Source organism: Streptomyces sp. NPDC033178 (genome assembly GCF_055577685.1).
On record NZ_JBVIPT010000007.1, the window covers coordinates 324,272 to 350,371 of the forward strand.

The window sequence follows — 26,100 nt, forward strand, 5'->3', positions numbered from 1 at the left end:
CCGCAGGCGGGGCTAGGACGGTGACCGCCCCAGCACCACCGTCGCCGAAGAGCAGAACCAGCCGCCCGTCCCCGACGCCACGGCCAGTTCCGGTAGGTGGCCGTCGGGGCGGTGGACCTGGCGGGTCCCCGCCTCGCCGCGGAGTTGGCGGACTGCCTCCACGAGGAGGAACAGGCCCCGCATGCCGGGATGCTGGGCCGAAAGGCCGCCCCCGTCCGTGTTGACGGGGAGTTCGCCGCCGGCGACCTCCAGGCGGCCCTTCGCCACGAACTCACCCCCCTCGCCCTTCTCGCAGAAGCCGAGGTCCTCCAGCGTCACCAGGGTCATGTAGGTGAAGGCGTCGTAGATCTCGGCGAAGTCGATGTCCCGCGGACCGACTCCCGCCCGCCGGAAGGCGGTTCGGCCGCTCACCGCCGCCGGTGACACCGTGAAGTCGGGCCACTCCGACATCGTCGTGTGGGAGACGTGCTCCCCGGTGCCGAGGACCCAGACGGGAGCCGTACGGCAGTCCTGGACGTACTCCTCGGCCGCCAGCAGGACCGCCGCCCCGCCGTCGGACCGTATGCAGCAGTGCAGCTTGGTGAAGGGGTCCGCGATCATCGGGCCCGACAGGACGTCGTCGACCGTGATCGGGTCCCGGAACATCGCGTCCGGATTCAGCGTGGCGTTGGCCCGCGCCTGCACCGCCACCGACGCCAACTGCTCCAGCGTCGTGCCGTATTCGTGCATGTGGCGGCGCGCGGCCATCGCGTACTTGGCGATCAGCGTGTGGCCGTACGGGACTTCGAACTGCAGGGGACCGCGCGCGCCGAACGAGAGGTTGCCCGTGCGGCGGCCCGCCTTGATGTCCGCGCGGGCCGTGGACCCGTACACCAGCAGGACAGCGTTGGCGTGTCCGGCGGCGATCGCGTCCGCCGCGTGGGCCGCCATGACCTCCCAGGTGGAGCCGCCGACGGAGGTGGAGTCGACCCAGGTGGGCCGCAGGCCCAGATACTCGGCCACCTCGACCGGCGCCAGCGTGCCGAGGCCTGCCGAGGCGAAGCCGTCGATCACCGAGCGGTCCAGGCCCGAGTCGGCCAGGGCCCGGCGGGCTGCCTGGGCATGGAGCGCGTACGGCGTCGCCTCGTCCACCCGGCCGCAGTCGGAGAGGGACACGCCGACGACCGCCACCTTCCGCCGAGGCCGAGGCTGCGGCTGCGGTCGTGGCCGTGGACGGGTTCGAGTCCGGGTCCCAGTCATGAATCTGACGGTACATCAGGTTCGGTGGGCCTCGGCAGGGTGCGCGGGGCGTCACACCTCTGTGCATCTGGCCGCCGCCGCTCTAACATGACGCGCCGTCAGATGCGAAGGAGTGTGCTGCCCATGGACGCCACCTTCACCGCGGAGCAGGACGAGATCCGCCGCACCCTCCGTGAGCTCCTCCTCAAACGCTGTGGTCCGGAGGAGGTCAGGACCGCCGTACAGACCGAGGGCGGGTACGACTCCGCGCTCTGGGAAACCCTGGCGCAGCAACTCGGGCTGCCCGGGCTCGCGTTTCCCGAGGCGTACGGAGGAGTCGGCTGTTCGGTCACCGAACTCGCCCTCGCCAGTGAGGAGTTGGGGCGGAGTCTCGCCCCCTCGCCGCTTCTCGCCACGGCCGTGCTCAGCGCACCTCTGCTGCTGGCCCTGGGAAGCGAGGCTCAGCGGGCCGCACTGCTGCCCCGGATCGCCTCCGGCGAACTCACCGCCGCCCTCGCGGTGTCCGGCGCGAGCCTGACCACCGCCCTCGGGCTGACCGGCGACAACCGCGGTGACTGGGCGGGCGGCGGACGCGCGGGAGGCGTACAGGCGCGGCGCACCGACGGCGGATGGCGGCTGTACGGGCAGGCCGACCAGGTGCTCGACGGGCACAGCGCGGGCCTGCTGGTCGTGGCCGCGCACGCGGGAGGCTTCGCCCGCTCGCGGACTCTCCTCTTTCTCGTACGGGACTCTCTGCCCGCCGAACAGGACGGTTCCGGGAGCGGGGGAGCGACCCGCGTACGGCTCACCTCCCTCGACGGGACGCGGTCGCAGGCGCGGATCCAACTCCGGGATGTGGAAGCCGAGTTGCTGGGTGACGACGAGTCCGCCGATGTGACCGGGGCGCTCGTCGCGGTCGGTGACTCGGCCGCCGCCGTCCTCGCCGCGGAGGCCGTCGGCGCCGCCGACCGCGTACTGGAGCGGACCGTCGAATACGTCAAGCAGCGTGAGCAGTTCGGGCGAGCGATCGGGTCCTTCCAGGCCGTGAAGCACCGGCTCGCCGACCTCTACGTACAGGTGCAGGCGGCACGCTCGGCGGCCTACTACGCGGCCTGGGCGGCCGCCGTGGGTGAGGAACGGGTGGGCGGGCTCGCGCTGGCCCAGGCGCTGGAGGCGCTGCGGATCACCTCCTCCGAGGCCGTGCAGCTGCACGGCGGTATCGGGTTCACCTGGGAGCACGAGGCGCATCTGTACTTCAAGCGGGCGGCCGGCGACGAGCTGCTCTTCGGGCCGGTGCACCGGCTGCGGGAGCACGCGGCGGACGCGGCACGGCTGTTCGGCGGCGGGGAGGTGGCGGTCTGATGGGCGTCGGAGTAGGAGTTCGGATCGTGCAGAGGGTGTCCTCGACACCCGCCTTCGCGAAGGTCGCGCCCCATCTCATCCCCGCGCTGGACCGCGCCGTCCACCGGCTCACCCGCGGGAAGGTCCTGCTCAGCGCCCAGATGCTGCCCGGTGTCATCCTCACCGCGCGCGGCGCGAAGAGCGGACTGCCCAGGCGTACGCCGCTGGCCTGCATGCCGGAGGGGGAAAAGGGGAGGGAGGGCGCGAGCTGGATCCTCATCGGGTCCAACTTCGGGCGTACGGATCACCCCGCCTGGACCGCCAACCTCCTCGCCCATCCCGACGCGGAGGTCAGCTGGAAGGGCAGGGACGTCCCGGTCACCGCGCATCTGCTGCGGGGCGAGGAGCGGGACACGGTCTGGAAGGCGCTGCTGGAGTTCTGGCCGCCGTATGCCACGTACCAGGCGCGGGTCGAGCGGGAGATCCGGCTGTTCCGGATCGTCCGGCGGGACGGAGCCGGGAGTTGGGGGAACGCGACAGGCGGCAGCCCACCTGAGTGAACTGCCGCCTGTGTGACAGGACTTGTGCCTGGAAAAACCCGGCGTCCGGCGCGGGGTGCGGCGGACTACTTGGTCGGCTTCTTGCCGGTCACACCCAGATGGACCAACAGGGCGAGGTTCGGCTTCAGTTCGGCCTGCTTCACGCCCCAGGTCTGGAAGCCCTTCTGGTGCGAGGCCACCGCCGCGAGCATCGCGACGAGGGAACCCGCCATCGCGGCCGGGCTGACGTCCTTGTCGACCTTGCCCTTCGCCTGAAGCTCCTTGACCGTGTCCGTGAGGGAGTTGTTCACGGAGTTCAGGATCTTCATGCGGATCTTGTAGAAGCGTTTGTCGCCCTCGGCGGCGCCCAGGTCGACGACTCGGAGGATGGCATCGTTTTTGCGCCAGAACTCCAGGAAGCCGTCCACGAGTTCCTGCGCGGTCTGCCAGCCGGCCTTGCCGACCCAGGAGCGTCCTTCGAGGAGTTCGGTCAACCCGGCGCCCTCCGCCGCCATTTGCTCTGCAATCTCCAGGACGGCGCCCTCGACGTCCGGGAAGTACTGATAGAAGGTCGCCGGTGAAGTGCCCGCCTTCCGCGCGACGTCGATGACTTTGACGTCGCGGTAGGGCGAGGAGCTGAGCATCTCGCTGAGGCAGTCGAGCAGCTTCTGCCGCGTCGCCTGCCCGCGCCGACCGGCCACACGGCCGTCGACGGTACGCACTTGTCCTGTCATGCCGTCAGCTTACCGAGGGGTGATCGGAGCGCGATTCGGCCGACTGCAAATGGGGTGCGCGGACCTTCGGAGAGGGTCCGGAGAAGGGCTGCCGCTCGCTCTGCGGGATGCGTGAAAGGCCGTTAGCTTGGCCGCATGGCTGGATCTGAAGGCTCTGCCGCTTTCGCCGAGGGCGTCCCCTGCTGGATCGACGCCCAGCTCCCGGACGTCGAGGCGGGCAAGCGCTTCTACGGCGAGCTGTTCGGGTGGACCTTCGAGCCTTTCGACAAGACGGAGGAGACGACCGGGCCCTCCCCGGGTGCCCCGCGCTCCTCGGCGGCCCCGGGCTCCCCGGGCTCCCTGGAGTCCCCGGCCCCCGCGGCCTACGCGGGCCCCGGCCCGTACGCGGGCTCCGTACGGGCGCACCTCGACGGCGAGCCCGTGGCCGCCCTCGTACCGAAGCGGGACGGCCGGATGCCCACCGTGTGGACGGTGTACTTCGCCACCCCGGACGCCGATGACCTGGCCGACCGGATCCGGGAGGCGGGCGGCCAGGTGATCACGACACCGGTGCCCGTGGGCCCGTACGCCACGATGGCGCTCGCCGCCGACCCCGAGGGCGCGGTCTTCGGGCTCTGGGAGGGCGGCACGCACCCCGGCTTCGGCAGACGGCACGGGCCGGGCTCCTTCAGCTGGGTCGAGCTGTACGCGCGCGACACGGCCGTCGCCGACTCCTTCTACACCGGTCTCTTCCACGACGCCCTCTTCGGCCCCGGCACCACCCGCGACTTCGGCCGGGTCCTCGTCACCGAGGCCTTCCCGGCCGAGATGCCGCCCCACTTCCTCGTCCACTTCGGGGTGGACGACTGCGAGGCCCTGCTCGGGACGGTGGTACGGCTCGGCGGACGGGTCCAGGCACCGCCCTTCGACGCCTCGTACGGGCGCGTGGCGGTCGTCACGGACAACCAGGGGGCGTCCTTTGCCCTGCTGCAAACTTGAAATTCGCGGCCCTTCAGTACTGAAGGGCGTACGAACGGCGTACGCAAAGCTGCGAAAGGCGTCGAAAAACACCGGGCGGCGTTGAAAAGCAAGGCGAGCGCGGGTCTTTTGTCATGAGACGCGCTGAGACATCCCGATTCGGGCCCGGGTTCGCAACCGGAGCCGCGGCCAGGAAGAATCGGGGTGCGTGCCGCCGGAGCGGTTCGGTGGTGAGACGCTGCGCAGTGGCTGATGCTGCGGCTGGAGCGGTGGCTGGAAGCGCGGCCGCGTACGGGGAGGTGGCAGGCAAGTGGTGGATCAGCTGACACAGCACGATCCGCGGCGGATCGGGCCGTTCGAGGTGCTGGGACGGCTGGGAGCCGGCGGCATGGGGCTGGTCTATCTCGCGCGCTCGGCCTCGGGCCGGCGGGTGGCGATCAAGACGGTCAGGACGGAGCTCGCCGAGGACCAGCTGTTCCGGGTCCGCTTCTCGCGCGAGGTGGAGGCGGCCCGCGCCGTCTCCGGCTTCTACACGGCCGCCGTGGTCGACGCCGACGCGCGCGCCGCCGTGCCCTGGCTGGCCACCGCCTACGTGCCCGCGCCCTCCCTCGAAGAGATAGTGACCGAGTGCGGGCCGCTGCCGGCCCAGGCGGTCCGCTGGCTCGCGGCGGGTGTCGCGGAGGCCCTGCAGTCCATCCACGGGGCCGGTCTCGTCCACCGCGACCTCAAGCCGTCGAACGTCCTCGTCGTGGAGGACGGGCCGCGCGTCATCGACTTCGGTATCGCCTCCGGGGTGTCGAACACACGTCTGACGATGACCAACGTCGCCGTCGGCACCCCCGCCTACATGTCGCCCGAGCAGGCGAAGGACTCCCGCAGCGTGACCGGCGCGAGCGACGTCTTCTCGCTCGGCTCGATGCTCGTCTTCGCCGCCACCGGCCACGCGCCCTTCCACGGCGCGAACCCCGTCGAGACCGTCTTCATGCTCCTGCGCGAGGGCCCGGACCTCGAAGGACTCCCCGACGAGCTGCGCCCGCTCATCGAGTCCTGCATGCAGATGGAGGCGACGGGCCGCCCCAACCCGGCCGACCTCCAGGCCCAGCTCGCCCCCCACCTCTTCGGCTCCGGCTCCGACGACAGCGGTACGGCGTCCGCGTGGCTGCCCGAGCGGGCCGTGGGCCTCATCGAGCAGCGCCGCGGGGGCCGCCCGGCGGCCAAGCCGTCCTCCGGCCGCAGCGGCGGACGAGGCGCCCCCGTGGTGCCGCCCCCGCCGCCCCACGACCCGCCTCCCGTCCCGGTCGGCGTCGGCACGGGCCGGCACGGCGGCGCGCCCGACACCGGGCCCGTACGCCTCGCGGGCGCCCAGGTGCCCATCGGCCCCGGCCCGCGTGTCGCCGACGCCCGCGCCGCCGCCGTGAAGGCACCTCCTCCCGAAGCCGGCCTCGCCGCCTCCTGGTCCCGGCCGCGCCCCGGCGTGAACGGCGCCGACCCCGTCGTACCCGGCGCCGGACCCGTCCCGGTACCCGCGCCCGCGACGGCCCCCGGCCCCGACTCCGCCACCTCCTGGCGGCCGTGGCGCTTCCGCATGTCGAACGACGTGTGGGGCACCCCCGCCGTCGCCGGCGACCTCGTCTACGTCACGTCCTTCGAGGTGCACGCCCTGGACGTGGCCACCGGCCGGCGCCGCTTCAAGACCCGGGACGTCGCCTGGTCGATGGCGGTCGCCGGCGGCCGCGTCCACGCCTCCGACGGCCCCACCCTCTTCGCCCTGGACGCCCGCGAGGGCACCGACCTGTGGCGGCTGCCGACCGACGCCTGGGTGTACTCCCTCAAGGCCGACCGCGGCACGGTCGTCACCGGCACCCGCGGCGGTGGCGTACAGGCCTGGGAGGCCGCCAACGGGCAGAAGCTCTGGGAGGTCACCGGCGCCCAGACCGACTTCGAGTCGCCCGAGGCAGGACCCGCCGTCCACGACGGCACGGTCTACGTCTGGAAGGACGCCCGGCTGCGTGCCCTGGAGGCCCGCACCGGCGAGGAGCGCTGGTCGTACCCCATCGGGGACGCGGCGTCCTGCGGCGGCGTCCCCGTGCGCATCACCCATGCCGACGACGGATACGTGTACGTGTCCGCCGGCACCCGGGTCCTCGCCATCGACATCGCCGGCGGCCACGTCCGCTGGCACTTCGAGGCACCCGCCGTCTTCCTCAGCCCGCCGACCTTCGCGCCGGGGCCCGCCGTCACGGGCGGCGGGATCTACCTCGCCGACTACCTCGGCACGGTGTACGCCCTCGACGCGACCGACGGGCGCGACCGGTGGCGTATCGCCACGGAGGCCCGGTCCTCGCTCGATCCCGTGCTCGTCTCCGCGGGGCACGTCCACGTGGGGTCCGGCAAGGGGCTCTACACGCTCGACGCCGTCACCGGTACGCCGAAGTGGCGCTTCCAGGCGGGCGGTGACGTCGTGGGCGCGCCCGCCGTCGCCGACGGACGGATCCACTTCGGGTCCACCGACCATCTGCTCTACACGCTCAAGGCCGACGACGGCCGCCTGCGATGGAAGCTTGCGACCGGTGGGGAGATCACCGGGGCGCCCGTCGTGAAGGACGGGGTGGTGTACGCGTGCAGCAAGGACCGGTGCGTGTACGCGCTCGACGCGGAGAAGGGGACGGGGACGGCCCGTTCCTGACGGGTGGGGCCGCCCGGGACCGCCTGGGGGTTCGGGGGCGTGTGCGGCTCGGCGGGGGCTTGTCGCGCAGTTCCCCGCGCCCCTGAAAGAAGATTGCGCAGTTCCCCGCGCCCCTGAAGGGGCGCGGCCCCGGCCCTCGCACTTCGGCGGTCGCCCTCCGGAGCAGAACCCGCGGACGCGCTCAGCGATAGTCCGCGGTCGGACCGTCAAGCGTCGGTACCGCCGGATCCGCCGGAGGCACGTACACGGGCTCCGCCCGGGCCCCCCGCCCCCGCAGGACCACGGAGGCCAGCAGCAACAGCAGACCACCGCCGAAGGCGAGCCCCGTGCCGGCGCCCAGGCCCTCGCCCGCGTCGCCGGAGATGACGAGGCTGCCGGCGGCCTGGCCCACCCGGATCAGCCAGAGCACGGTGAAGCCGAGGACGATCACGCCGGCCAGGGCCACCAGCAGTCGCGACCGGAGCAGCAGCCCGGCCAGCGTGATCAGCGCGGCGCCCGCGAAGGGCAGGAAGAGCGAGGCGAAGAGCTCCGCGGGGACGTTCGTGACGCCGCCCGCGGAGAAGAGGTCCCCGAGGCGGTAGTGCCGACCGTGACGGCCGTCGTACCAGGCACGGAAGGGGCTCCATACGGCGGCCGTCGCTCCGGCGAGAGCAAGGACGGACCCGAGCAGGTTGCGGGCCATGCGCGGACCTCCGTTCCCGGGCTCTCGATGCAGACGCTACGCCGGGTGGCCGACCCCCGCCACGCGACGATCACGCTCAGTGACGGCCCGGGCGGTTGGCGGGCCAGGCGCGAGGGTCAGCGGGTCCGGAACTCCCCGCGGCGACCGGCGAACAGTCCCGCCTGTGCCTCGCTCGGGAGATTGCCCATCGAAACGAGATGCGGGGCGTGCGCCAGCGCGGCCGTCCGTGTCGCCTCCTTCGCCGCCCACAGCGCCCGGACCGTGCCCTGCACGGCCTCGGCCGGGCAGGAGGCGATGACGTCCGCGCACCGCACACCGGCGGCCAGCGCCTCACCGGGTGCGGTGAGCTCGCTGACCAGCCCCACCTCGTACGCCCGCCGCGCGGAGACCCGCTCGGCCGTGCCCATCAGCGCCATCCGGGCGACCTCCCCGACCGGCATCCGCTGTGCCAGGAGGATGGACTCGTACGCGCTGACCATGCCGTACGTCGTGTGCGGATCGAAGAAGGTGGCCGTCTCGTCGGCGATCACGAAGTCCGCCTCGCCGATGAGATAGAAGGCGCCGCCGCAGGCCATCCCGTTCACGGCGACGATGACCGGCTTCCACAGGTCGCATGCCTTCGGTCCGATCGCGACGAGCGGATCGTCCACCATGTAGGGGGAGTTGGGCTGCGGGACGACGGCGTCGCGGTCGAGCCCCGTGCAGAAGGCCCGCCCGCCCGCGCCGGTGAGCACGATCGCCCGTACGGAGTCGTCGAATCTGAACTCCCGCCAGACGGCGGTCAGTTCAGCCGCCGTGCCGAGGTCGATGGCGTTGAGCTTCTCGGGGCGGTCGAGGGTGACGACCGCGACGCCGGTGTCCTTGTCGGCGGAGACGCGCAGGGTCATGGCCGCTCCAGTACCCAGCGGGGCAACCCGGTGCCGCCCTCGCCGCCCTCATCGTTCGCGAAGACCACCTGCACCTTCGCCCCGATCCGGATCCGGTCCTGGGCGACGGAGTTGAGCGGCGCCTCCGGCCCACTGACGAGATTCCCGACGAGCCGGATGCGCGGGGCGTCCGCCAGCTCGACGACGATCACGTTGTACGGGGCCAGTGCCGCGTATTCGGGCAGCAGCGGCGGATGCGGGACGACGTACGACCAGACGCGCCCCTTGCCGCTCATCCTGCGCCACTCGCTGTCGAAGGAGTGGCAGTGCGGGCAGCAGGGCCGGGGCGGGAAGCGGAGTTCGCCGCAGTCGGGCTCGGCGCAGGCCTGGACGCGCAGCTCGCCCCGGGCGGCGTACTCCCAGAAGGGGGCGCCGTCGTCGTCCACGACAGGTGTCAGCATGTCGGCCCTTCGGATGGTTGGTTCGGCGGATGCCCGGGCGGTCGCTTCTTCCGGAACATGGTCAGGTCCTCAGGAGCAGGGCGGACGTCGGTACGCCCTCACCCGCCGTGACCAGGCAGGTGGCCGCGCCCGGGACCTGCGCGGTGCTCGTGCCCCTCAGCTGCTTCACGCCCTCGTTGATGAGGTTGAAGCCGTGGACGTACGCCTCCGAGAGGCCACCGCCGCTCGTGTTCAGCGGCAGCCGTCCGCCGATCTCCAGGGCGCCGCCCTCCGTGAACGCGCCGCCCTCGCCCCGGCCGCAGAAGCCGTAGCCCTCAAGGGAGAGCGGTATGAGAGGGGTGAACGCGTCGTAGATCTGGGCGACGTCGACGTCCTCCGGGGTGAAGTCGGCGTGTTTCCACAGGTGTCGGGCCGCGGTCCAGGCGGGTCCGGTCAGCGGGTCGTCGTTCCAGTAGTTGACCATGCCGTGGTGCTGGGCGGGCAGGCCCTGGGCGGCGGAGTGGACGTACACGGGCCGCTGCCGGCAGTCGCGCGCCCGTTCGGCGGAGACGACGACACAGGCCAACGCGCCGTCCGTTTCGAGGCAGTTGTCGAAGAGGCAGAGGGGCTCGCTGATCCACCGCGAGGTCATATACATGTCCCGGGTCAGCGGCCGCTCGTACATCATCGCCGCGGGGTTCTGGTTGGCCCGGTTGCGGCAGGCCAGGGCGACGTTGAAGAGGTGGTCGCGGGTCGCCCCGTACTCGTGCAGGTAGCGGCGGGTGAGCATGGCGATCTCGTCGGCGGGGCGCAGGAGACCGAAAGGGCGGGTCCACTGGGCGGGGGTGGGGAGTTGGACCGCGGTGTTCTTCCACGGGCGCGGCCCGCTGCCCCGTTTCCGTGAGCGCCAGGCGACCCCGACCGTCGCCTGCCCGGTGGCCACGGCGGCGGCCAGATGCGCGACTGTGGCGCACGAACCGCCGCCCCCGTACCCGACCTTGCTGAAGAAGGTGAGGTCGCCGAAGCCGACGGACTTCGCCACCTCCACCTCGTCGGTCTCCTCCATGGTGTAGGAGGCGAGCGCGTCCACCTCGGCGGGGGAGATCCCGGCGTCATCGAGGGCGGCGAGGATCGCCCGGCAGGCCAACGCCTTCTCGCTCTCGGGGAGTTGCTTGGCGAAGGGGGTCTGCCCGATCCCTACGACGGCCGTGGCGTCCTTGAGTCCTGCCCCTGTCATGGGCGCACCTCCACCGTGGTCCACGAATGCTGACAGGGCGTCAGGCTACAGCTAATCTGACGGGTAGTCAGCTAGTGGGTGTCGACCGTGGGGAGGCTCGCCGTGCGCGGTGACATGGAGTGGGGCACCATTCCCGGGCTGGTGCGGGGGGCGGCCGAGCGGTACGCCGACGTGGAGGCGGTCGTCGAGGGCCGCACCCGCGTCTCGTACGCGGAGCTGGGCGCCCGGGTGGAACGCGCGGCGGCGGCCTGCGTCGCGAACGGCGTCGAACCCGGTGACCGCGTGGCCATCTGGGCGCCCAACACCCTGGACTGGATCGTCTCTTCACTGGGCGCGGTGTCGGCCGGCGCCGTCCTCGTTCCGCTGAACACCCGCTTCAAGGGCACGGAGGCGGCGTACATCCTCTCCCGGAGCCGGGCGAAGCTGCTGTTCGTGACGGGCACTTTCCTGGGGACTTCGTACGTGGCGTCGCTGCGTCGGGCGGCCGGCGAAGGACCGGGTTCCGCGGGACGAGGACCGGGTTCCGCGGGTCGAGGGGCGGGTTCCGTGGGTCCGCTCGCCGGGCTCCCGGACCTCGAACAGGTGGTGGTCCTCTCGGACGACGCCCCCGCCGACTTCCGCACCTGGAAGGACTTCCTGGCGAGCGGGGACGGCGTGGACGCGGCGGACGTAAGGGCCAGGGCCTCGGCGGTCGAGTCGTCCTCCCCCTCGGACATCGTCTACACCTCGGGCACGACGGGCCGCCCCAAGGGCGCGGTGATCACCCACGCGCAGACACTGCGGGCGTACGAGGTGTGGAGCGATCTCGCGGGCCTCCGCCAGGGAGACCGCTATCTGATCGTGAACCCCTTCTTCCACACCTTCGGCTACAAGGCCGGTGTCATCGCCTGTCTGATGCGGGGCGCGACGATGATCCCGCAGCCGGTGTTCAACGTGGACACGGTCCTCGCGAACGTGGCCTCGGAACGGATCTCCGTCCTGCCCGGCCCGCCCACCCTCCACCAGTCGCTCCTGGACCACCCGGGCCGCGACGCGTACGACCTCTCGCCCCTGCGACTGGTGGTGACGGGCGCCGCGGTGGTGCCGTTGCGCCTGGTGGAGCGGTTGCGGGAGGAACTCGGGGTGGACACCGTCCTGACCGCCTACGGCCTCTCCGAGGCGAGCGGGATCGTCTCGATGTGCCGACGCGGGGACGAGCCGGGCGTGATCGCGTCGACGTCCGGCCGTGCGATCCCTGGCACGGAGGTCAGGGTGGTGGACGCGGCGGGCGTCTCCGTCGCTCCCGGCGCCCAGGGCGAGGTCCTGGTCCGCGGATTCAACGTCATGGGCGGCTACTACGAGGACGCCCGGGCCACCTCCGAGGTCCTCACCCCCGACGGCTGGCTCCGCACGGGCGACATCGGCGTCCTGGACCCGGCCGGCAACCTCCGCATCACCGACCGCCTCAAGGACATGTTCATCGTCGGCGGCTTCAACGCCTACCCGGCGGAGATAGAGCAACTCCTCGGCCTGCACCCGGACGTGGCCGACGTGGCGGTGATCGGCGTACCGGACGCGCGGCTGGGCGAGGTCGGCAGGGCGTACGTCGTGCGGCGGCCGGGGGCAGTGGCGACCGCGGACGACCTCATCGCCTGGGCCCGACGGGAGATGGCGAACTACAAGGTGCCCAGGACGGTGGAGTTCGTGGGAGAACTGCCGAGGAACGCGAGCGGGAAGGTCGTCAAGGGCGAGCTGCGGGGGCGCTGAGGGTCGCTGAGGGGCTGGTCCGGTCCGGGAGGCTGAGGGCTGGTGGGGGCTGGCCCGGTCCGGGAGTACGGGCGCAGACGCGCGGCCGGGACGATCCGGCCGCGCGTCTGCCCGTACTCCCGGTTCCGTCCGCGTCGCGCCCTATTCGCGGGCGGACAGCGCATGGGCGGGTGCCGTGCGCAGTGCCTGCCGGGTGGGGAGTTCGACCGTGATGAACGCGGTGCAGATCACGGTCAGCGCGACCGCGGGGAGCAGCCACACCGGGCCCGCGGGCCACGGCCGGTCCAGGAAGCCGATGCCGAGCAGCGTGAGGGGGATCGCGGACAGCAGCAGGCCGGTGGTGAGGGCGGTGGCCCCGATCACCGCGGCCTCGCGGCGCATCATCGCGAGGATCTGGCGCGGAGTGGTGCCGTTGAGGCGGAGCGTGGCGATCTCGCCCTGCCGCTGGGCGGTCGTCGCGACGAGCTTGTTGGCGATGCTGAGGAGGAGGTAGCCGAGGAGTACGACGATGAGGGCCAGGTTGATCCAGACCTCCGGCGGCGCGTCGCTCAGGCTGCCTCCCGATCCGGTGTCGGTGGGCTCAAGCGCCAGGCCGGGGCGGGCCGCGGCGAGGGCGGTGAGGGCGCGCTGGGCCGCGTCGGTGCCGTCGGTGCGGACGAGGATTCGCTGGTCGAGCCCTGCGGTGGTGTGGCCCTCGGCGAGGTCGTGGGAGAGGGCGAGCGGGCCGAAGCCGAGGGCGCGGTCGTAGACGGCGACGACCTCGGGGCTGACCCGGGTGCCGTCCCCGAGGACCAGGGTGATGCGGCTGCCGAGTCCCGAGCCGGGGGAGCGGGCGACCTCGGTGCTGACGGCGACCGTGTCGCCGGTGAGCTCGGCCAGGCTGCCGTCCCGTACGCCGAGGTCGAGGACGCCCGACGCGGCCGGGGTCAGGATCATGGCCGAGCCGGACTCGACGACCGGGTCACCGAACTGCTCGTACTCCCGGATCACGGTGGTGTCGCTGACCGGGGCCGCCGCCTCGACGCCCGAGGTCCTGGTGACGGCGGCGAGGGTACCGGCGGGCAGGCCGCCGAGGCCCGGCGCGGTCAGGCGCTGCTGGGCGAGGGTGCCGGTGCGGGTGTCCTGCGCGGTGGCGCTCATGACGGTCGTCTGGGCCAGCGTGTAGGTCAAGACGAACACGACCGCCATGGCCAGGGCACTGACGACCCCGGAGAGCCGCAGCGCGTAGCCGCGGATGTTGGACACCGCGAGCCAGGTCGGCGCCGAGACCCCGGGCCGCAGCCGCCGGCCCGCCGCGTCGCCGATGCCCCGGACCAGCGCGGGTCCCGCCAGGGCCAGACCGATCGCGCCGATGATCCCGGCCATGGAGGTGGCCGTCGCGCCGAGGACCGTACGGCTCAGCAGCGGTACGACCGAGAGCGTGGTGGCGGCGACGATCAGCAGCAGCCCGAAGCGGGCCCGCATCCTCGACGGCGTGCGGGGTTCGCTGCGCGACTCGGCGACCGCCTCGGTGGCCGGCATGCGCGAGGTCCGCCACGCGGCACTGCGGGCCGACACCTGCACGGCGAGGCCGAGCAGCAGCACGGTGGCGAGGGCGGGCAGCGGACTGAACGTGAGCGGCAGGGCATCCGGGATCACTCCGCGGTCGACGAGCATCCGCCGGAACTGCCCGGCCAGCAGATAGCCGAGGCCGACTCCGGGCACGACCGCCACCGCGGCGATGATCGAGGCCTGCCCGGCCGCAAGCCGCCTGATCTGCTTGGGAGTTGCGCCGACGGCCCGCATCAGGGCCAGATCGCGGCGCTGGCCGCCGATCGACACGGCCAGCGCGCTCGCCAGCACGAAACCGATGATCAGCATGATGACCCCGGCCAGCGAACTGGCCAGCAGGATCAGCAGGGAGCGGGCGGCGCCCGCGCCGGGGGAGGCGATGTCACCGCGCTCGGAGCCAGTGGAGACGACCAGGCCGGAGGGGCCGGCGGGGCCGGCGTTGGTGCCGGTGCTGGTGCTTGTGGAGGTGTCCTTGGCCGTGCCTTTGGCGGTGTCCTTGATCTTCTCGCGGGCCGCGGCGGCCACCGAGGCCTCGGCGCCGGGCTCGGTGCGCAGGGCGACCAGGTCCACGGTCCCGGCGCGCTCTCCGTCGGCGCGGCCGGACAGCCGTACGGCCGTCGGGTCGGCGAAGAGGATTCCGGCGTCCGATGCGTCGACCAGCGCCGTGACGCGGTACGCGGCCGCGGCGCGGCCTGCCACGACGACCTCGACCCCGTCGCCCACCCGTACTCCCGCGGCGCTGGCCGTCGCGCTGTCGAGGGCGACCTCGCCGGTGCCGGCCGGCGCGGATCCGTCGACCTTCGCGTCCACGAAGAGCTTCGTCGAGGACCAGCCGTGCCCGGCCGTCCTCGGGTCCTGGGTCGGTACGACCCGACCGTCGGCGTCGACGAGGGCGGCGGGGAAGCCGATGTCGCCGACCGCCGCGGTGACGCCGGGCAGTTGGGCCAGCTCGTCGACCAGCTCGGCCGGGACCCTGCCCCGCTCCGGGAGCGCGATCGGCAGGTCGGGGCCCGAACTGAAGCTCTGTTCGGTGGAGACCACGACCTCCGCGCCCGCGAGGCGCCCGGCCGGCAGCTGGGAGCGAAACCCGGACTCGGCCATCACTCCGGTGCCGGTGATCAGGGCCGCTCCGCCGAGGACCGCGCACGCCACCGCCAGCAGGGCGGTGATCCGGTGTCCGGCCATCCGGACCGCGAGATGCAGCATGGTTCTAGACCTCTCCGAGCTTGACGAGACGGTCGGCCAGTTCCGGGGCGGTGGGCTGGTACAGGCGCTCGACCACCCGGCCGTCGGCCATCACCACCGCGTGGTGCGCCTGGGCGGCGGCGGCCGGGTCGTGGGTGACCATCACCACCGTCTGGCGCAGCTCGTCGACGAGTTCGCGCAGCAGGCCGAGCACCTCGTGGGCGCTGCGCAGATCCAGCGCGCCGGTCGGCTCGTCGGCGAACACGACGGCCGGCTTGGCCACCAACGCCCGTACGATCGCGGCCCGTTGCTGCTGGCCGCCGGAGAGCTCGGCGGGCCGGTGCGACAGCCGGTCGGCGAGACCGACCCGCTCGACCAGCGTCCGCAGCCACTCCCGGTCGGGGGCCCGCCCCGCCAGGCGCAGCGGCAGCGTGATGTTGTCGGCGATGCTGAGTGCGGGGACCAGGTTGTAGGACTGGAACACGAACCCGATGTGCTCGCGGCGCAGTTCGGTGCGGCGGGTCTCGTTCAGCCCGGCGATCTCCTGGCCGCCGATCCGGATGCTGCCCGAGGTCGGGGAGTCAAGACCGGCCGCGCAGTGCATCAGCGTGCTCTTGCCGGACCCGGAGGGCCCCATCACGGCGAGGAACGTGCCGTGCTCCACGGCCAGCGACACGTCGTCGAGGGCGTGGACCCCTCCCGCGTACGTCTTGCTGACGTTCGCCAGCTCGATGGCGGGAGCGGTCCGGGTCGCCATCGGGTGTCCGGCGCCGGCTCCCGCGTGGACGCCGCTCATCGCCGGCCCCGCAGGTGGCGGGTGACGAGCGCGGTCACGCACAGTGCGGTGACGGCGCCGCAGGCCAGGTGGAGCTGGGTGGAGGCGGCGCCGTAGGAGGCCACCATGTTGCCGACGGTGCTGATGACCAGCACCAGCCACAGCGTCGTACGCACGATGTCGGCCCGCTGCACGCCGGGCCCCCTCTCGTCCGGGGTCTCGGTGCCGCTGGTGAGGCGGTAGGGGTCCGTGGTCGTCATGGCTGTTCTCTCCGAACTCGTCGCGTTCCGGGGGCCCTTGGGCGGGTCCCGCTTCCATGCTTCGAAGCTACGGATCACCACCCTGCGCGGCCGAGCCCGCCAGCAGCCCGACTCGGGGTACAGCAGGCTGTACCTCTAGGCTCCTGACCGAGCCCCCGGGCTTGTGCGGCGTCAGAACTGCGCGGCCGTGGAAGGCCGTTGGCGAAGGTGCGAAGGCAAGAAGGAAGGGAGGGGGCGGATGTCGACCTCCACGACCCGGCACGGTGGGCCGGCCGACGCGGGCCCGCCCGGGATCAGGGCAAGCGCGATCCGGACCGCCGAGGCCGCCGGCGGCGCGCTCGGACAGCTCATCGGCGGGCTCGGGACCGCGATGCTCGCGCTGGCCGTGCTGGTCTGGCTGGCCGTCGCCGCCGTGACGTCCGTCGTGGGCGTCGGGCTGCTCATGGCCCCCGCCGTGCTGCGCGTCCTGCACTCCCTCGCCGACCGTGAACGCCACCGGCTCGCCCGGTGGGGCCCCGAGATCATCGGACCCGACCCGGCACCGACCCGGCTGCGGCTCGCCCTCGTCGACCCGACCACCCGGCGGGAGCTGCGCTGGCTGTCCCGGCACGGCACGCTCGGGCTGCTGCTCGGTCTGATCGCGCTGCTGCTGCCGCTGATGGCCGTACGCGACGCGCTGTTCCCGCTGTACTGGCGCCTCATGCCGGAGAACGCGACCAGTACGTCCGTGGGCCTCGGCCATGCCCAGGGCTGGGCCGACGCCCTCGGCGTGACTCTGCTGGGGCTCGGCTGGATCGCGATCATCCTGGGCCTCACCCCCGCCATGGCACGGCTCCAGGCGCGCCCCGGACGCACCCTCCTCGCGGCCGGACCCGACACCGACCTGTCCCTGCGCGTCGCGGAACTCACCGCCACCCGGGCGGCCGCCCTGGACGCCCACGCCACCGAACTGCGGCGCATCGAGCGCTCGTTGCACGACGGCACCCAGAACCGGCTCGTCACCGTCACCGTGCTGCTCGGCGCCGCCCGCCGCATGGTGGCCCGCGACCCGGCGGGCGCCGACGAACTCCTCGAACGGGCCCAGAGCGCCGCCGAGCAGGCCCTCGCCGAACTGCGCTCGGTCGCCCGGGGCATCCTGCCGCCCGTACTGGCCGACCGCGGTCTCGCCGGTGCGCTCACCGGACTCGCCGCGAGCTGCCCGGTGCCCTGCCGGATCGATGTCGAGGCGCCCGAGCGGTGCGCCGCGTCCGTGGAGGCCAGCGCCTACTTCGTGGTCGCCGAGACGCTGACCAACATCGCCAAGCACAGCGGGGCGAAGAGCGCCACCGTCACGGTCCGCAGCCGTGGCGGCCGGCTGCAACTTGACATCACCGACGACGGCCGCGGCGGCGCCGACGAGGCGGGCGGCTCCGGGCTCACCGGCATCCGCCGCCGCATCGCGGCCCACGACGGCACCCTCGACCTGGCCAGCCCACCCGGCGGCCCGACGACTCTCAAGGTGGACCTGCCATGCGGATTGTGATCGCCGAGGACGACCCGCTGCTGCGGGAGGGACTTGCCCTGCTGCTGCGCGCGGAGGGCCTCGACGTGGTGGCCACCGCCGGAACCGCCGACGGCATCCTCGACGCCATCGACACCCACAAGCCCGACGTCGCCATCCTCGACGTACGGATGCCGCCGACGCACACCGACGAGGGGATCGTCGCGGCCGTCGAGGCCCGGCGGCGCAGGCCCGATCTCGCGGTCCTCGTCCTGTCGGCGTACGTCGAGCAGTCCTTCGCCACGGAGCTGCTCGTCGGTGGGGTCACCGGGCTCGGCTACCTGCTCAAGGAACGGGTCGGCCGGGTCGAGGAGTTCCTCGACGCGCTCAACCGGGTGGCCGCCGGGGGCACGGCCATCGACCCGGAGGTCGTGGCGCAGCTCTTCACGCGCAGCCGCCAGGACACCCGTCTGGAGCGGCTCAGCCCGCGCGAGCGCGACGTGCTCGGGCTGATGGCCGAGGGACTGGGCAACGGCGCCATCGCCGAACGGCTCGTCGTCACGGACGGCGCCGTCCACAAGCACATCCGCAGCATCTTCGCCAAGCTCGACCTGTCGCCCGCCGACCAGGTGGACCGGCGGGTCGCGGCGGTCCTGCGCTACCTCGACGACGCACGGCGCCGCACCTGAGGTACCGTCACCAGCCTTAGATCTCAGCGGTGTTGGCCGAGGTCGGGGCGGGTCCGGTACAGCAGGCGCTACCGCCGAAGGGGAGCGAGCACCCGTACCGAACGGCCAGGCAGCCGGATCGTGACGCGGGCCCGGAATTCCTAGGTTGGTGATCACACCGCAACGGCGGTACGACGACCGACCCGCAAGGAGCCCGCCCCCATGAAGACGAAGCTCACGTCCCGCATCGTGGCCACGACACTGGTGACGGCCCTGGCCGGCATCGGACTGACCCTGCCCGCGGCGGGCGCGACGGACCAGGCGGCGAAGCCGACGCTCAACAAGGCGCAGGACAAGGCGCAGGACAAGACACTCAACAAGGCGCAGGACAAGGCACTCAACAAGGCGCGTGACAAGGCGCTTCAGGCGGACGTGGACGCGATCCTGAAGACCGGGAGCGTCGGTGTCGTTGCCCAGTCGACGGGGCCGCGGGGCTCCCGGTACGCCACCGCCGGGGTTGCAGACAAGGCCACCGGCGCGGCCGCGCGCTCCGGCGACCGGTTCCGGATGGCCAGCGCCAGCAAGACGTTCGTCGCCACGGTCGTACTCCAACTCGTCGGCGAGGGACGCCTGTCGCTGGACGACACCGTGGAGCACTGGCTGCCGGGAGTGGTGTCCGGCAACGGCAACGACGGCAGCAGGATCACCGTGCGGCAGCTGCTCCAGCACACCAGCGGGCTGTTCAACTACACCGCGGACTTCCCCATGCTGACCAGCGTGGACGCCTACCAGGCGGGCCGCTACACCACCTGGACCCCGGAACAGCTGGTCGGCATCGCGATGCGGCACGCCCCGGACTTCGAGCCCGGCGCCAAGTGGTCGTACTCCAACACCAACTACATCCTCGCCGGAATGATCATCGAGAAGGTCACCGGGCACAGCTGGGAGCAGCAGGTCACCAAGCGCATCATCCGCCCGCTGGGCCTGCGCGACACCTCCGCCCCGACGACGGACCCCAGGATCCGCGGCCGCCACCTGCACGGCTACTCCGACTTCGGGAAGACCGGGCCGACGATCGACACCACCGCGTTCAACCCGTCGGCGGGGGGCGCGGCCGGCGCCATGATCGGTACGACCGCCGACCTGACCCGCTTCCACCAGGCGCTCCTGGGCGGCAAGTTGCTCCGCCCGGCGCAGCTCGCGGAGATGAAGACGACCGTACGGGCCGCGGAGATGGACCCCGTATGGCCCGGCGCGCGCTACGGCCTGGGCCTGATGGAGGTCCCGCTGACCTGCGGCGGCGTCTACTACGGCCACGGAGGCGACCTCCCCGGCTCCACCACCCGCGACGGCGTCAGCCCGGACGGCCGCCGGTCCGTGGTCCTGCACGCGACCGGCGACGGCGCCTCCGACCTCTCCACCGAGAAGGCCCAGAACAACCTGATCGACGGCGAACTCTGCGCCTGAGACCGGGTTGCCCCGGCCGCGACGACCCTCCCTCCGGGGTTGCCGCGGCCGGTCGCTGTGGTGATTCGAAGTGAAGGTCTACCTGACGCCTTCGCCTGCCCCTTGGTACTGGCCGCCGTCGAGATGCGTGCATCAGCGGCTCGCACGAACTCGTCCGCAGACTTCTCCACCTCTGCGACAAAGGCGGGCGGCGCGGGGTGTCACCGCCGATGACATGGGTTCGCCCGGGTCGTACCCCGAGCCTCCCAGCGCCAGTCAGTAACGGGTGACCGACTCCCGGGCGGAGGAGTGGAGGTTGCGTAGTTCGTCCATGACGCCGCGCCACGCGCAGGGCGCCGGGTGTTCGCTCGGCCGGAGGATGAGGGGCCCGCCGGGCTCAATGTGCTGTGCGGTCATCCTGATCCTTCCCTGAGACCGTGCCGTGCCGTGCCCACGGTACGGCCGGTGGGACCGGCCGCGCGGGGTGTTCCGAGGGGCGCTGGGTTCCCGGGCTTCCTGAGCCGCGGTCCTCCCGGAGCTTGGAGAGAGCGGCGCGGATCTCCTCGACCATGTCCCCGGGGCGGTGGAAAACGTGCGCCGCGGTGTAGCGGAGGAGAAGGCGGACCTCGGGGCACTGGAGGACCTGGTTGAAGCGGTCGATGTCCCGGCGGTGGGACTCCCGGGTGCCGTGGTAGGCGTATCCCTCGATCTCGACGGCCAACCCCTCGGCCCGGAAGAGGAAGTCCAGGTAGCGGCGGCGGCCGTCGGGCGTACGGAGTTCGGCCTGGCTCTCTGGGCGAAGACCCGCGTCGTGCAGGCGCAGGCGTGCGATGGTCTCGGCGGGTGACCCGGCGTTCGGATCGGCGAGCCGTAACCAGCGGTCCGCTCTTTCCGCTCCCCGCGCGGGGGCTTCGAGCGCGAGGGCGATCGCTGACCTGGTCGTGCGGGGCGGGCGGCGGACACCCCCGACCCTTCGCCAGGTGAGGGCTGACTCGACGGCGACGAGGGCCTCGTCCCGGGGCCCGCTCCGGAGGAGGTCGGCGAGCGTACGGCCGACGTCCGTCACGCGCAGGCCATTCCTCCGGGCGAGGTCTCCTTCTCCGAGGGCCATGCGGTGGACGAGCACGCCCTTGTCCTGCCGGCGAATGAGGCACTCGGGATCGATGAACTCCAGGGGACTCCGGGCTGGGGCTACCGGGCCAAGCGTCTCGATCCCCCAGATTGCGGCCGCCGAGCGGTGACTCACGACGAGCTGCGGCCGCAGGAGCTGCACGCCCCGGAGGCGGGTGGGGAGGTCCACGTCGCGCCCGGGCACGGCCCAAGCCCCGGCCCGAATCCGGGTCCAGCCCTCTCTCCCGAGCGCCCGGGAAAGCGCGCGGCGCCCCCACCCGGCCGCGAGGGCACGGGAGGAGAGCAGCACGCCGTCCTCGGCGAGGGTGAGCAGGGGGTCCCTGTGATCCACGCCCCCAGGATCCCGGAGCCAGATCCACTCCACCTCGGCCTGTGGATAACGATGGCGCGGGTGGATGTAGGGGGGTGATTGGAAGGTTTGGGACGGTTGGAGGTGGCTGAGGAGTGCTGTGGGTGTCCCGTTTCTTCCCATCACTCCTGCGGGAGAGGGGGCAGCGGTTCTGTGATGAAGGTGGGGCAGGGGGTGGCGCCGATCAGGAGTACTGGGCTGGCCTTGGACTTGGAGTCGCGGACGGTGATGACTCCGGGGAGGTTGGGGCTGCTTCGACGCAATCACCGCCGGTGCCGGTGCCGGTGCCGTTGCTGCTCTTGCGCCAGAGAGCGGCGCTCAAGTCAATCTCGGTGCTTGCCTTCTCGATAGTCCTCTACCGCATCCTCGATCATGGCGAGGGACGCCTCAGGCGGCAGTGCGGCGGCCCTGCGCAGATCGTACGACTCTCGGTACTGCTTCACGAGCGCCGGGCAGTCGATGACTTGGCCGCTGTGCAGACTCTCGACGTACACCACGGGAGGGGCGTCCGCGAAGGTCATGATCTTGGTCATGCCCATCATGAACGGATGGGCAGCCGCGGTTTCCGGAACGATCTGCAGAATGAAGCGCGTGGTCCGGACCACCTCCGCGATCTGCTCCAGCAACTCGGCCATCTGAGCGGCCGGTACGGCGCTCGAAGAAGCCGTCAGTCCTCAGAACCTTGTCGACGTGCCGGGCCAGGTCCAGCGGCATGCGCCGCTCACCTCGCTCGATCTGGCTCAGGAAGGGGATGCCTCGGAAGCTCCCTTCCGCCAGCTGTTCGAGCGTGAGGCCCGCCAACTCCCTCTGATGGCGCAACTCGGCGCCGTAGAAGGCGAACTCCGCACCGCCCTCGCCGCCCACGGCATCACCCTCCCCTCCTTGCACGTCGACCTGCCGACCTTCGCGGGTACGCACTCACCCCCGGGGTGCCAGGGGCGGATACGGCGATGGGGGCCGAGCCGGGTGGGCTCGGCCCCCATCGGGGAAGTGCTGCCTTACGGAGCGACCGGGACCACGGGCATGCCGTTGTCCGGAGGGGCGACCGGCATACCGTTGTCCAGCGGCGCAACAGGCATACCGTTGTCCAGCGGCGCAACGGGCATGCCGTTGTCGGCCAGGGCCGGGCTCGCGGCTGCGGCGGTGACGCCGAGCATCAGGGCGATCGTGGCGAGGGTCTTCTTGGTACGGGTCATCTCGGCTCCTGTGGGGGAGGGGACTTCCGAACAGCAAGTGACGCTAGCGGTACAGGGGGCGATTGTTCGATCCCATCGAACAGTTCGGGCCAATCCATGGCCCGAACCGGTGCCGGACAGACTTCGGCCGCGGTGGCTCCCCCTCCGCGCCACCGCGGCCGATCCCCGTCAGGAGAAGGTCTCTACTTGTTGTCCACGCCGAGCGAGGGCGGCGCGGGCATCGGGTTGTCCAGCGTCGTGACGTCCGGCTTGACCGGCGGCGTGGGCATCGGGTTGTCCAGCGTCGTGACGTCCGGCTTGACCGGCGGCGTGGGCATCGGGTTGTCCAGCGTGGTGGCGGTCTCGTCCTTGACCGAGTCGTCCGGCAGTACGGCGTCCGTGTCCTTCTTCGTGTCACTCATGGGCCTGAATCCTCCGTTGTGGTGAACGAGTGAGGAACGCCCGCCCAGAAACTCCCCCGAGGGTCGCTGGACGGGCGTTCGGAGCCGCACATTAGCCGTTGGGCTCCTGGTCAGACCGTCTGCCCCCCGACGCGACGGTGTGACAGGTAGAGAGTGCCGCGCGCCGATAAACGAATGCTGAACGGCAGCATCCGCACTGGTGGGAGGCCCGGAGCTCAAGCCGCCGTGGCAGGCGTGAGCAGGGCGCGTACCTCGGCTGCCTCCTCGGCGCCGCTCTGTTCGTACAGGTTGAGCGCCTCGCGCCAGCAGGCCCTGGCCCGGTCCACCTGCCCCAGAACGGAGAGCGCACGCCCCAGGAGCGTCAGGACGTTGCCCCGCATGCGGTCGCCGCCGATGCACCTGAGCGCGAGCGCCTGTTCGGCGTGCTGGGCAGCCTGCGCGGGACGACGGGCGGCGAGGTGCACCTCGGCGATCCGGAAGTGCGTGGTCCCCTCCCAGAGCCGTTGCCGGTGGTCGTGGAGGATGCCCAGGGCTTCGGAGAAGTGACCGAGCGCCTCGGTGTGCCGGCCCGCCCTGTGCAGGGCGATGCCCACGGCGTAGTGGCTGTTGGCGAGGCGCACCGTCCGGCCGAACTCGGCGTGTATCTCGACGCCACGCTGTGCGATCTCCACCGCCTTGGCGACGCTGCCCATACCGAGGTGGGCGCGTGAGAGGTTGCACAGGCTGGTCGCTTCGAACGGTCGGTTGCCGGCTGCCCGCAGACCCTCTATGGCCTGGTCGAAGAAGGCCTTGCCGTCCGCGGGCCGGCCTTGGTGCAGGCAGATGAGTCCGCGGTTGTTGGCCACCCAGCTGATGGCAGTGGCGTCCTGCGCGTCGCCCGCGAGTTCCATGGCGAGGCGCGCCTCCTCCTCCGCCTGCTCGATACGGCCGGAGACCAGGAGGACGTCGGTGAGGATCGTCCGGGCCCGGCCTTCCGCGCGGAGGTCCCCCGCGAGCCGGGTGGCCTCGCACATCGCCCTGGCCGTCGTCTCGTACTGGTGGGAGTTGGCGCCCGACTCGGTCAGGTCCTTGGCCGCCCAGAGGAGGTCGACCGCGCGCCGAAGTCTGTCCGTGCCGACGGACTGCCGTACACAGGCCAGCAGCGAAGCCGCCTCGGTGTACAGCCAGTCGAGGGCAGCCGCGCCCTCGTTGAACCCCAGCCCGGCGTACTCCGTGGGCTCCAGGTGGTCCACCAGCCGGTCCCCGGGCCGCTCGATCGCATAGACCCCGGCGGCCGTGGACAGGTAGAAGTCGAGCATCCGCGACATCGCGGCCGCCCGTTCGCTCGGTGGCTGTTCGTCCCGCTCCGCGCACGCACGCGCGTAGAGCCGTACCAGGTCGTGGTAGCGGTAGCGGCCGGGCGCGGCCGACTCCAGCAGTGAGGTGTCGACGAGGGATTCGAGGAGGTCCTCGGTCTCCTCGACCGGCAGATCGAGCATCGCCGCGGCGGCCGCCAGGGAGATGTCCGGGCCGTCCGCCAGTCCGAGCAGCCGGAACGCGCGGGCCTGGGTCGGCTCCAGCTGCCCGTAGCCGAGCTCGAAGGTCGCCTTCACGGCCAGGTCGCCCGCCTGGAGTTCGTCCAGCCGGCGTCGTTCGTCGGCGAGCTTCGCGGCGAGGACCGAGACCGTCCATGTGCGCCGGGCCGCCAGGCGGGAGGCGGCGATCCTGATCGCGAGGGGCAGGAATCCGCACGCCGCCACCACGTCAAGGGCCGACTCGCGCTCCGAGGCCACCCGCTCCTCGCCCACGATCTTCGTGAAGAGCTGAAGCGCCTCCTCCGGCGACATCACGTCCAGGTCGACCAGATGGGCCCCGGCCAGGTCGACCATCCGCACCCGCGACGTCACCAGCGCCGCGCACCCCTCCATGCCGGGCAGCAGGGGGCGTACCTGGGCCGCGTCCCGTGCGTTGTCCAGCAGCACCAGGATCCGGCGGCCGTCCAGGGTCGAGCGGTACAGGGCCGCCCGCTCCTCCAGGGAGTCGGGTATCGCCGAGTCGGCCGTGCCCAGGGCGCGCAGGAAGGCGCCGAGGACCGTCTCGGGGGCGACCGCCCGTGAGCCCGCTCCCTGAAGGTCCACGTACAGCTGTCCGTCCGGGAAGGCGCTCCGGGCCCGGTGCGCGACATGGACGGCCAGCGTCGTCTTGCCCACGCCGCCGATGCCGGCCAGCGCCGACACCGCCATCACCTGGCCCTCGGACGCCGACGCCGCCGCCAGCACCTCGCTCAGCTCGGTCACGAAGGACGTCCGGCCGGTGAAGTCCGAGACGGTGGCGGGAAGTTGGGCGGGCCGCACCGGCGCGGCCGCGGTCTCGGGGGCCAGCGGGGCCGAGGGCTCCGCGAGCCCCGGGTCCGCCTGCAGGATGCGCTGCTGGAGTTCCTGCAGACCGGGCCGCGGGTCCACGCCCAGTTCGTCCGCCAGCAGCCGGCGGGTGTCCGCGTAGGCGGCCAGGGCCTCCGCCTGCCGGCCCGAGCGGTACAGCGCCAGCATCAGCAGCTCGCGCAGCCGTTCCCGCAGGGGGTGGGCCGCGGTGAGCGCCGTGAGTTCGGAGATCGCCTCCGCGTGGCAGCCCTGCTCCAGGTCCATGTCCAGCCGGGACTCGACGAGCTGGAGCCGCCACTCCTCCAGGCGGGCGCGCTGGGTCTCCGCGTACGGGCCGGGAACGCTCGCCAGGACCTCCCCGTCCCACAGACTCAGCGCCTTGTTCAGCAGGGCGCGCGCATGGCACAGGTCGCCCGTCGCCTTCGCCTTCTCCGCGTCGGCCGCCAGCTCCTGGGCCAGCGCGAGGTCCAGCGAAGCGCCCACGCCGGACTCGTCGGTGAGGCGGACGGCGTACCCGCCCGACTCACTCACCAGAACCCCCGGCGAAAGGATCTTCCGCAACCGCGACGCATACGTACGAACGGCCGCCAGTGCCTGTGAAGGCGGCTCCTCCCCCCACAGCGCGTCGATCAGCTCGCCCGCCGTGGCCGTGCGGCCCTCGCGGAGCAGCAGGGCCGCCAGCAGGGCACGTTGTTGAGGGGACCCGGTGGGTAGGGAATCCGCCCCACGCCAGGCGCGCACCGGGCCGAGCACGCTGAAGCGGAGCGCCGCCGAATCATCGGGACGCCACTGCTCCGGTACTCGCGGTACACCGTCCATCGCTGCCCCCTGCCGAAACGTCATGACAACCAG

The 26,100-nt window shown here is 72.2% G+C and carries 22 protein-coding genes and 1 pseudogene; 8 read left to right on the plus strand and 15 right to left on the minus strand.

Annotated features, from left to right (window positions below; genetic code table 11):
* Positions 1–12: 12 nt before the first annotated feature.
* Complete coding sequence (locus ACZ5VQ_RS19975) at positions 13–1,239, minus strand: thiolase C-terminal domain-containing protein (protein WP_469106037.1); 1,227 nt, start codon at positions 1,237–1,239, stop codon at positions 13–15.
* Positions 1,240–1,362: 123 nt separating this feature from the next.
* On the opposite strand from ACZ5VQ_RS19975, the gene ACZ5VQ_RS19980 reads away from it, so the two are divergent.
* A complete protein-coding gene (locus ACZ5VQ_RS19980; protein WP_469106038.1) occupies positions 1,363–2,580 on the plus strand; it encodes an acyl-CoA dehydrogenase family protein in 1,218 nt (405 codons plus the stop codon).
* The gene (locus tag ACZ5VQ_RS19985) at positions 2,580–3,119 is read left to right on the plus strand and encodes a nitroreductase family deazaflavin-dependent oxidoreductase (RefSeq protein WP_469106039.1); all 540 of its coding nucleotides are present in this window, start codon (positions 2,580–2,582) and stop codon (positions 3,117–3,119) included. Before ACZ5VQ_RS19980 ends, ACZ5VQ_RS19985 begins: the two co-directional genes overlap by 1 nt.
* A 65-nt stretch (positions 3,120–3,184) precedes the next feature.
* Here the strand turns inward: ACZ5VQ_RS19985 and ACZ5VQ_RS19990 are convergent, their stop codons facing one another.
* Positions 3,185–3,832 carry a TetR family transcriptional regulator gene (locus ACZ5VQ_RS19990; protein WP_107015451.1) on the minus strand — a complete coding sequence of 216 codons (648 nt, stop codon included), beginning with the start codon at positions 3,830–3,832 and terminating at the stop codon, positions 3,185–3,187.
* Between the two features lie 135 nt (positions 3,833–3,967).
* Here ACZ5VQ_RS19990 and kbpA point away from each other — a divergent pair, with 135 nt between their 5' ends.
* A complete protein-coding gene (gene kbpA / locus ACZ5VQ_RS19995; RefSeq protein WP_469106040.1) occupies positions 3,968–4,810 on the plus strand; it encodes an AfsK-binding protein KbpA in 843 nt (280 codons plus the stop codon).
* Positions 4,811–5,099: 289 nt separating this feature from the next.
* On the plus strand, positions 5,100–7,475 hold the full coding sequence (locus ACZ5VQ_RS20000) for an outer membrane protein assembly factor BamB family protein (protein ID WP_469106041.1): 2,376 nt from the start codon (positions 5,100–5,102) through the stop codon (positions 7,473–7,475).
* Positions 7,476–7,656: 181 nt separating this feature from the next.
* Here the strand turns inward: ACZ5VQ_RS20000 and ACZ5VQ_RS20005 are convergent, their stop codons facing one another.
* From ACZ5VQ_RS20005 to ACZ5VQ_RS20020, 4 genes are all read right to left on the minus strand, one after another.
* On the minus strand, positions 7,657–8,157 hold the full coding sequence (locus tag ACZ5VQ_RS20005) for a hypothetical protein (protein WP_469106042.1): 501 nt from the start codon (positions 8,155–8,157) through the stop codon (positions 7,657–7,659).
* A gap of 116 nt (positions 8,158–8,273) precedes the next feature.
* Positions 8,274–9,044 (minus strand): enoyl-CoA hydratase/isomerase family protein, encoded by a 771-nt coding sequence (locus tag ACZ5VQ_RS20010; RefSeq protein WP_469106043.1) that lies wholly within the window; start codon positions 9,042–9,044, stop codon positions 8,274–8,276.
* Complete coding sequence (locus ACZ5VQ_RS20015; RefSeq protein WP_469106044.1) at positions 9,041–9,484, minus strand: Zn-ribbon domain-containing OB-fold protein; 444 nt, start codon at positions 9,482–9,484, stop codon at positions 9,041–9,043. The genes ACZ5VQ_RS20010 and ACZ5VQ_RS20015 overlap by 4 nt, the downstream gene beginning before the upstream one ends.
* A gap of 61 nt (positions 9,485–9,545) precedes the next feature.
* Positions 9,546–10,700, minus strand: coding sequence for a lipid-transfer protein (locus ACZ5VQ_RS20020; RefSeq protein ID WP_469106045.1), 1,155 nt, complete (start codon positions 10,698–10,700; stop codon positions 9,546–9,548).
* 102 nt (positions 10,701–10,802) lie between these two features.
* Here ACZ5VQ_RS20020 and ACZ5VQ_RS20025 point away from each other — a divergent pair, with 102 nt between their 5' ends.
* A complete protein-coding gene (locus ACZ5VQ_RS20025; protein ID WP_469106046.1) occupies positions 10,803–12,446 on the plus strand; it encodes a fatty acid--CoA ligase family protein in 1,644 nt (547 codons plus the stop codon).
* Positions 12,447–12,587: 141 nt separating this feature from the next.
* On the opposite strand, the gene ACZ5VQ_RS20030 is transcribed toward ACZ5VQ_RS20025, so the two are convergent.
* Genes ACZ5VQ_RS20030 through ACZ5VQ_RS20040 form a run of 3 tightly spaced genes read right to left on the minus strand, consistent with a single transcriptional unit; the run spans position 12,588 to position 16,217 of the window.
* Entirely contained in the window at positions 12,588–15,203 is a 2,616-nt protein-coding gene (locus tag ACZ5VQ_RS20030) for an FtsX-like permease family protein (protein WP_469106047.1), read from the minus strand.
* 4 nt (positions 15,204–15,207) lie between these two features.
* Entirely contained in the window at positions 15,208–15,978 is a 771-nt protein-coding gene (locus ACZ5VQ_RS20035) for an ABC transporter ATP-binding protein (protein ID WP_469106048.1), read from the minus strand.
* A complete protein-coding gene (locus ACZ5VQ_RS20040; protein WP_469106049.1) occupies positions 15,975–16,217 on the minus strand; it encodes a hypothetical protein in 243 nt (80 codons plus the stop codon). The genes ACZ5VQ_RS20035 and ACZ5VQ_RS20040 overlap by 4 nt, the downstream gene beginning before the upstream one ends.
* A 238-nt stretch (positions 16,218–16,455) precedes the next feature.
* Here ACZ5VQ_RS20040 and ACZ5VQ_RS20045 point away from each other — a divergent pair, with 238 nt between their 5' ends.
* The 3 genes from ACZ5VQ_RS20045 (at position 16,456) to ACZ5VQ_RS20055 (ending at position 19,832) form a co-directional block, all read left to right on the plus strand.
* Positions 16,456–17,739: a sensor histidine kinase gene (locus ACZ5VQ_RS20045; RefSeq protein ID WP_469106050.1), complete on the plus strand. Its 1,284-nt coding sequence runs from the start codon at positions 16,456–16,458 to the stop codon at positions 17,737–17,739.
* The gene (locus ACZ5VQ_RS20050) at positions 17,727–18,386 is read left to right on the plus strand and encodes a response regulator (RefSeq protein WP_383393992.1); all 660 of its coding nucleotides are present in this window, start codon (positions 17,727–17,729) and stop codon (positions 18,384–18,386) included. Before ACZ5VQ_RS20045 ends, ACZ5VQ_RS20050 begins: the two co-directional genes overlap by 13 nt.
* A 201-nt stretch (positions 18,387–18,587) precedes the next feature.
* Positions 18,588–19,832: a serine hydrolase domain-containing protein gene (locus ACZ5VQ_RS20055; protein WP_469106051.1), complete on the plus strand. Its 1,245-nt coding sequence runs from the start codon at positions 18,588–18,590 to the stop codon at positions 19,830–19,832.
* A gap of 255 nt (positions 19,833–20,087) precedes the next feature.
* Here the strand turns inward: ACZ5VQ_RS20055 and ACZ5VQ_RS20060 are convergent, their stop codons facing one another.
* From ACZ5VQ_RS20060 to afsR, 6 genes and pseudogenes are all read right to left on the minus strand, one after another.
* The gene (locus tag ACZ5VQ_RS20060) at positions 20,088–20,228 is read right to left on the minus strand and encodes a hypothetical protein (RefSeq protein ID WP_469106052.1); all 141 of its coding nucleotides are present in this window, start codon (positions 20,226–20,228) and stop codon (positions 20,088–20,090) included.
* The gene (locus ACZ5VQ_RS20065) at positions 20,209–21,273 is read right to left on the minus strand and encodes a hypothetical protein (RefSeq protein WP_469106053.1); all 1,065 of its coding nucleotides are present in this window, start codon (positions 21,271–21,273) and stop codon (positions 20,209–20,211) included. The genes ACZ5VQ_RS20060 and ACZ5VQ_RS20065 overlap by 20 nt, the downstream gene beginning before the upstream one ends.
* A gap of 341 nt (positions 21,274–21,614) precedes the next feature.
* A pseudogene (locus tag ACZ5VQ_RS20070) lies at positions 21,615–22,155 on the minus strand (Scr1 family TA system antitoxin-like transcriptional regulator).
* Between the two features lie 134 nt (positions 22,156–22,289).
* Positions 22,290–22,487 (minus strand): hypothetical protein, encoded by a 198-nt coding sequence (locus ACZ5VQ_RS20075; protein WP_469106054.1) that lies wholly within the window; start codon positions 22,485–22,487, stop codon positions 22,290–22,292.
* Positions 22,488–22,669: 182 nt separating this feature from the next.
* Positions 22,670–22,888, minus strand: coding sequence for a hypothetical protein (locus ACZ5VQ_RS20080; protein ID WP_469106055.1), 219 nt, complete (start codon positions 22,886–22,888; stop codon positions 22,670–22,672).
* Positions 22,889–23,103: 215 nt separating this feature from the next.
* Positions 23,104–26,067, minus strand: coding sequence for an SARP-family global regulator AfsR (afsR, locus tag ACZ5VQ_RS20085; RefSeq protein ID WP_469106056.1), 2,964 nt, complete (start codon positions 26,065–26,067; stop codon positions 23,104–23,106).
* Between the last annotated feature and the right edge of the window lie 33 nt (positions 26,068–26,100).

What these genes read in the sequence shown, in the direction of transcription:
- ACZ5VQ_RS20060 (WP_469106052.1), bottom strand. Translation starts at nt 20,228, where the DNA reads ATGACCGCACAGCACATTGAGCCCGGCGGGCCCCTCATCCTCCGGCCG.
- ACZ5VQ_RS20005 (WP_469106042.1), bottom strand. Translation starts at nt 8,157, where the DNA reads ATGGCCCGCAACCTGCTCGGGTCCGTCCTTGCTCTCGCCGGAGCGACG.
- ACZ5VQ_RS20055 (WP_469106051.1), top strand. Translation starts at nt 18,588, where the DNA reads ATGAAGACGAAGCTCACGTCCCGCATCGTGGCCACGACACTGGTGACG.
- ACZ5VQ_RS20080 (WP_469106055.1), bottom strand. Translation starts at nt 22,888, where the DNA reads ATGAGTGACACGAAGAAGGACACGGACGCCGTACTGCCGGACGACTCG.
- ACZ5VQ_RS20050 (WP_383393992.1), top strand. Translation starts at nt 17,727, where the DNA reads ATGCGGATTGTGATCGCCGAGGACGACCCGCTGCTGCGGGAGGGACTT.
- ACZ5VQ_RS20030 (WP_469106047.1), bottom strand. Translation starts at nt 15,203, where the DNA reads ATGCTGCATCTCGCGGTCCGGATGGCCGGACACCGGATCACCGCCCTG.
- ACZ5VQ_RS20020 (WP_469106045.1), bottom strand. Translation starts at nt 10,700, where the DNA reads ATGACAGGGGCAGGACTCAAGGACGCCACGGCCGTCGTAGGGATCGGG.
- ACZ5VQ_RS20045 (WP_469106050.1), top strand. Translation starts at nt 16,456, where the DNA reads ATGTCGACCTCCACGACCCGGCACGGTGGGCCGGCCGACGCGGGCCCG.
- kbpA (WP_469106040.1), top strand. Translation starts at nt 3,968, where the DNA reads ATGGCTGGATCTGAAGGCTCTGCCGCTTTCGCCGAGGGCGTCCCCTGC.
- afsR (WP_469106056.1), bottom strand. Translation starts at nt 26,067, where the DNA reads ATGGACGGTGTACCGCGAGTACCGGAGCAGTGGCGTCCCGATGATTCG.
- ACZ5VQ_RS20015 (WP_469106044.1), bottom strand. Translation starts at nt 9,484, where the DNA reads ATGCTGACACCTGTCGTGGACGACGACGGCGCCCCCTTCTGGGAGTAC.
- ACZ5VQ_RS20040 (WP_469106049.1), bottom strand. Translation starts at nt 16,217, where the DNA reads ATGACGACCACGGACCCCTACCGCCTCACCAGCGGCACCGAGACCCCG.
- ACZ5VQ_RS19980 (WP_469106038.1), top strand. Translation starts at nt 1,363, where the DNA reads ATGGACGCCACCTTCACCGCGGAGCAGGACGAGATCCGCCGCACCCTC.
- ACZ5VQ_RS20075 (WP_469106054.1), bottom strand. Translation starts at nt 22,487, where the DNA reads ATGACCCGTACCAAGAAGACCCTCGCCACGATCGCCCTGATGCTCGGC.
- ACZ5VQ_RS19990 (WP_107015451.1), bottom strand. Translation starts at nt 3,832, where the DNA reads ATGACAGGACAAGTGCGTACCGTCGACGGCCGTGTGGCCGGTCGGCGC.
- ACZ5VQ_RS19975 (WP_469106037.1), bottom strand. Translation starts at nt 1,239, where the DNA reads ATGACTGGGACCCGGACTCGAACCCGTCCACGGCCACGACCGCAGCCG.
- ACZ5VQ_RS20035 (WP_469106048.1), bottom strand. Translation starts at nt 15,978, where the DNA reads ATGAGCGGCGTCCACGCGGGAGCCGGCGCCGGACACCCGATGGCGACC.
- ACZ5VQ_RS19985 (WP_469106039.1), top strand. Translation starts at nt 2,580, where the DNA reads ATGGGCGTCGGAGTAGGAGTTCGGATCGTGCAGAGGGTGTCCTCGACA.
- ACZ5VQ_RS20010 (WP_469106043.1), bottom strand. Translation starts at nt 9,044, where the DNA reads ATGACCCTGCGCGTCTCCGCCGACAAGGACACCGGCGTCGCGGTCGTC.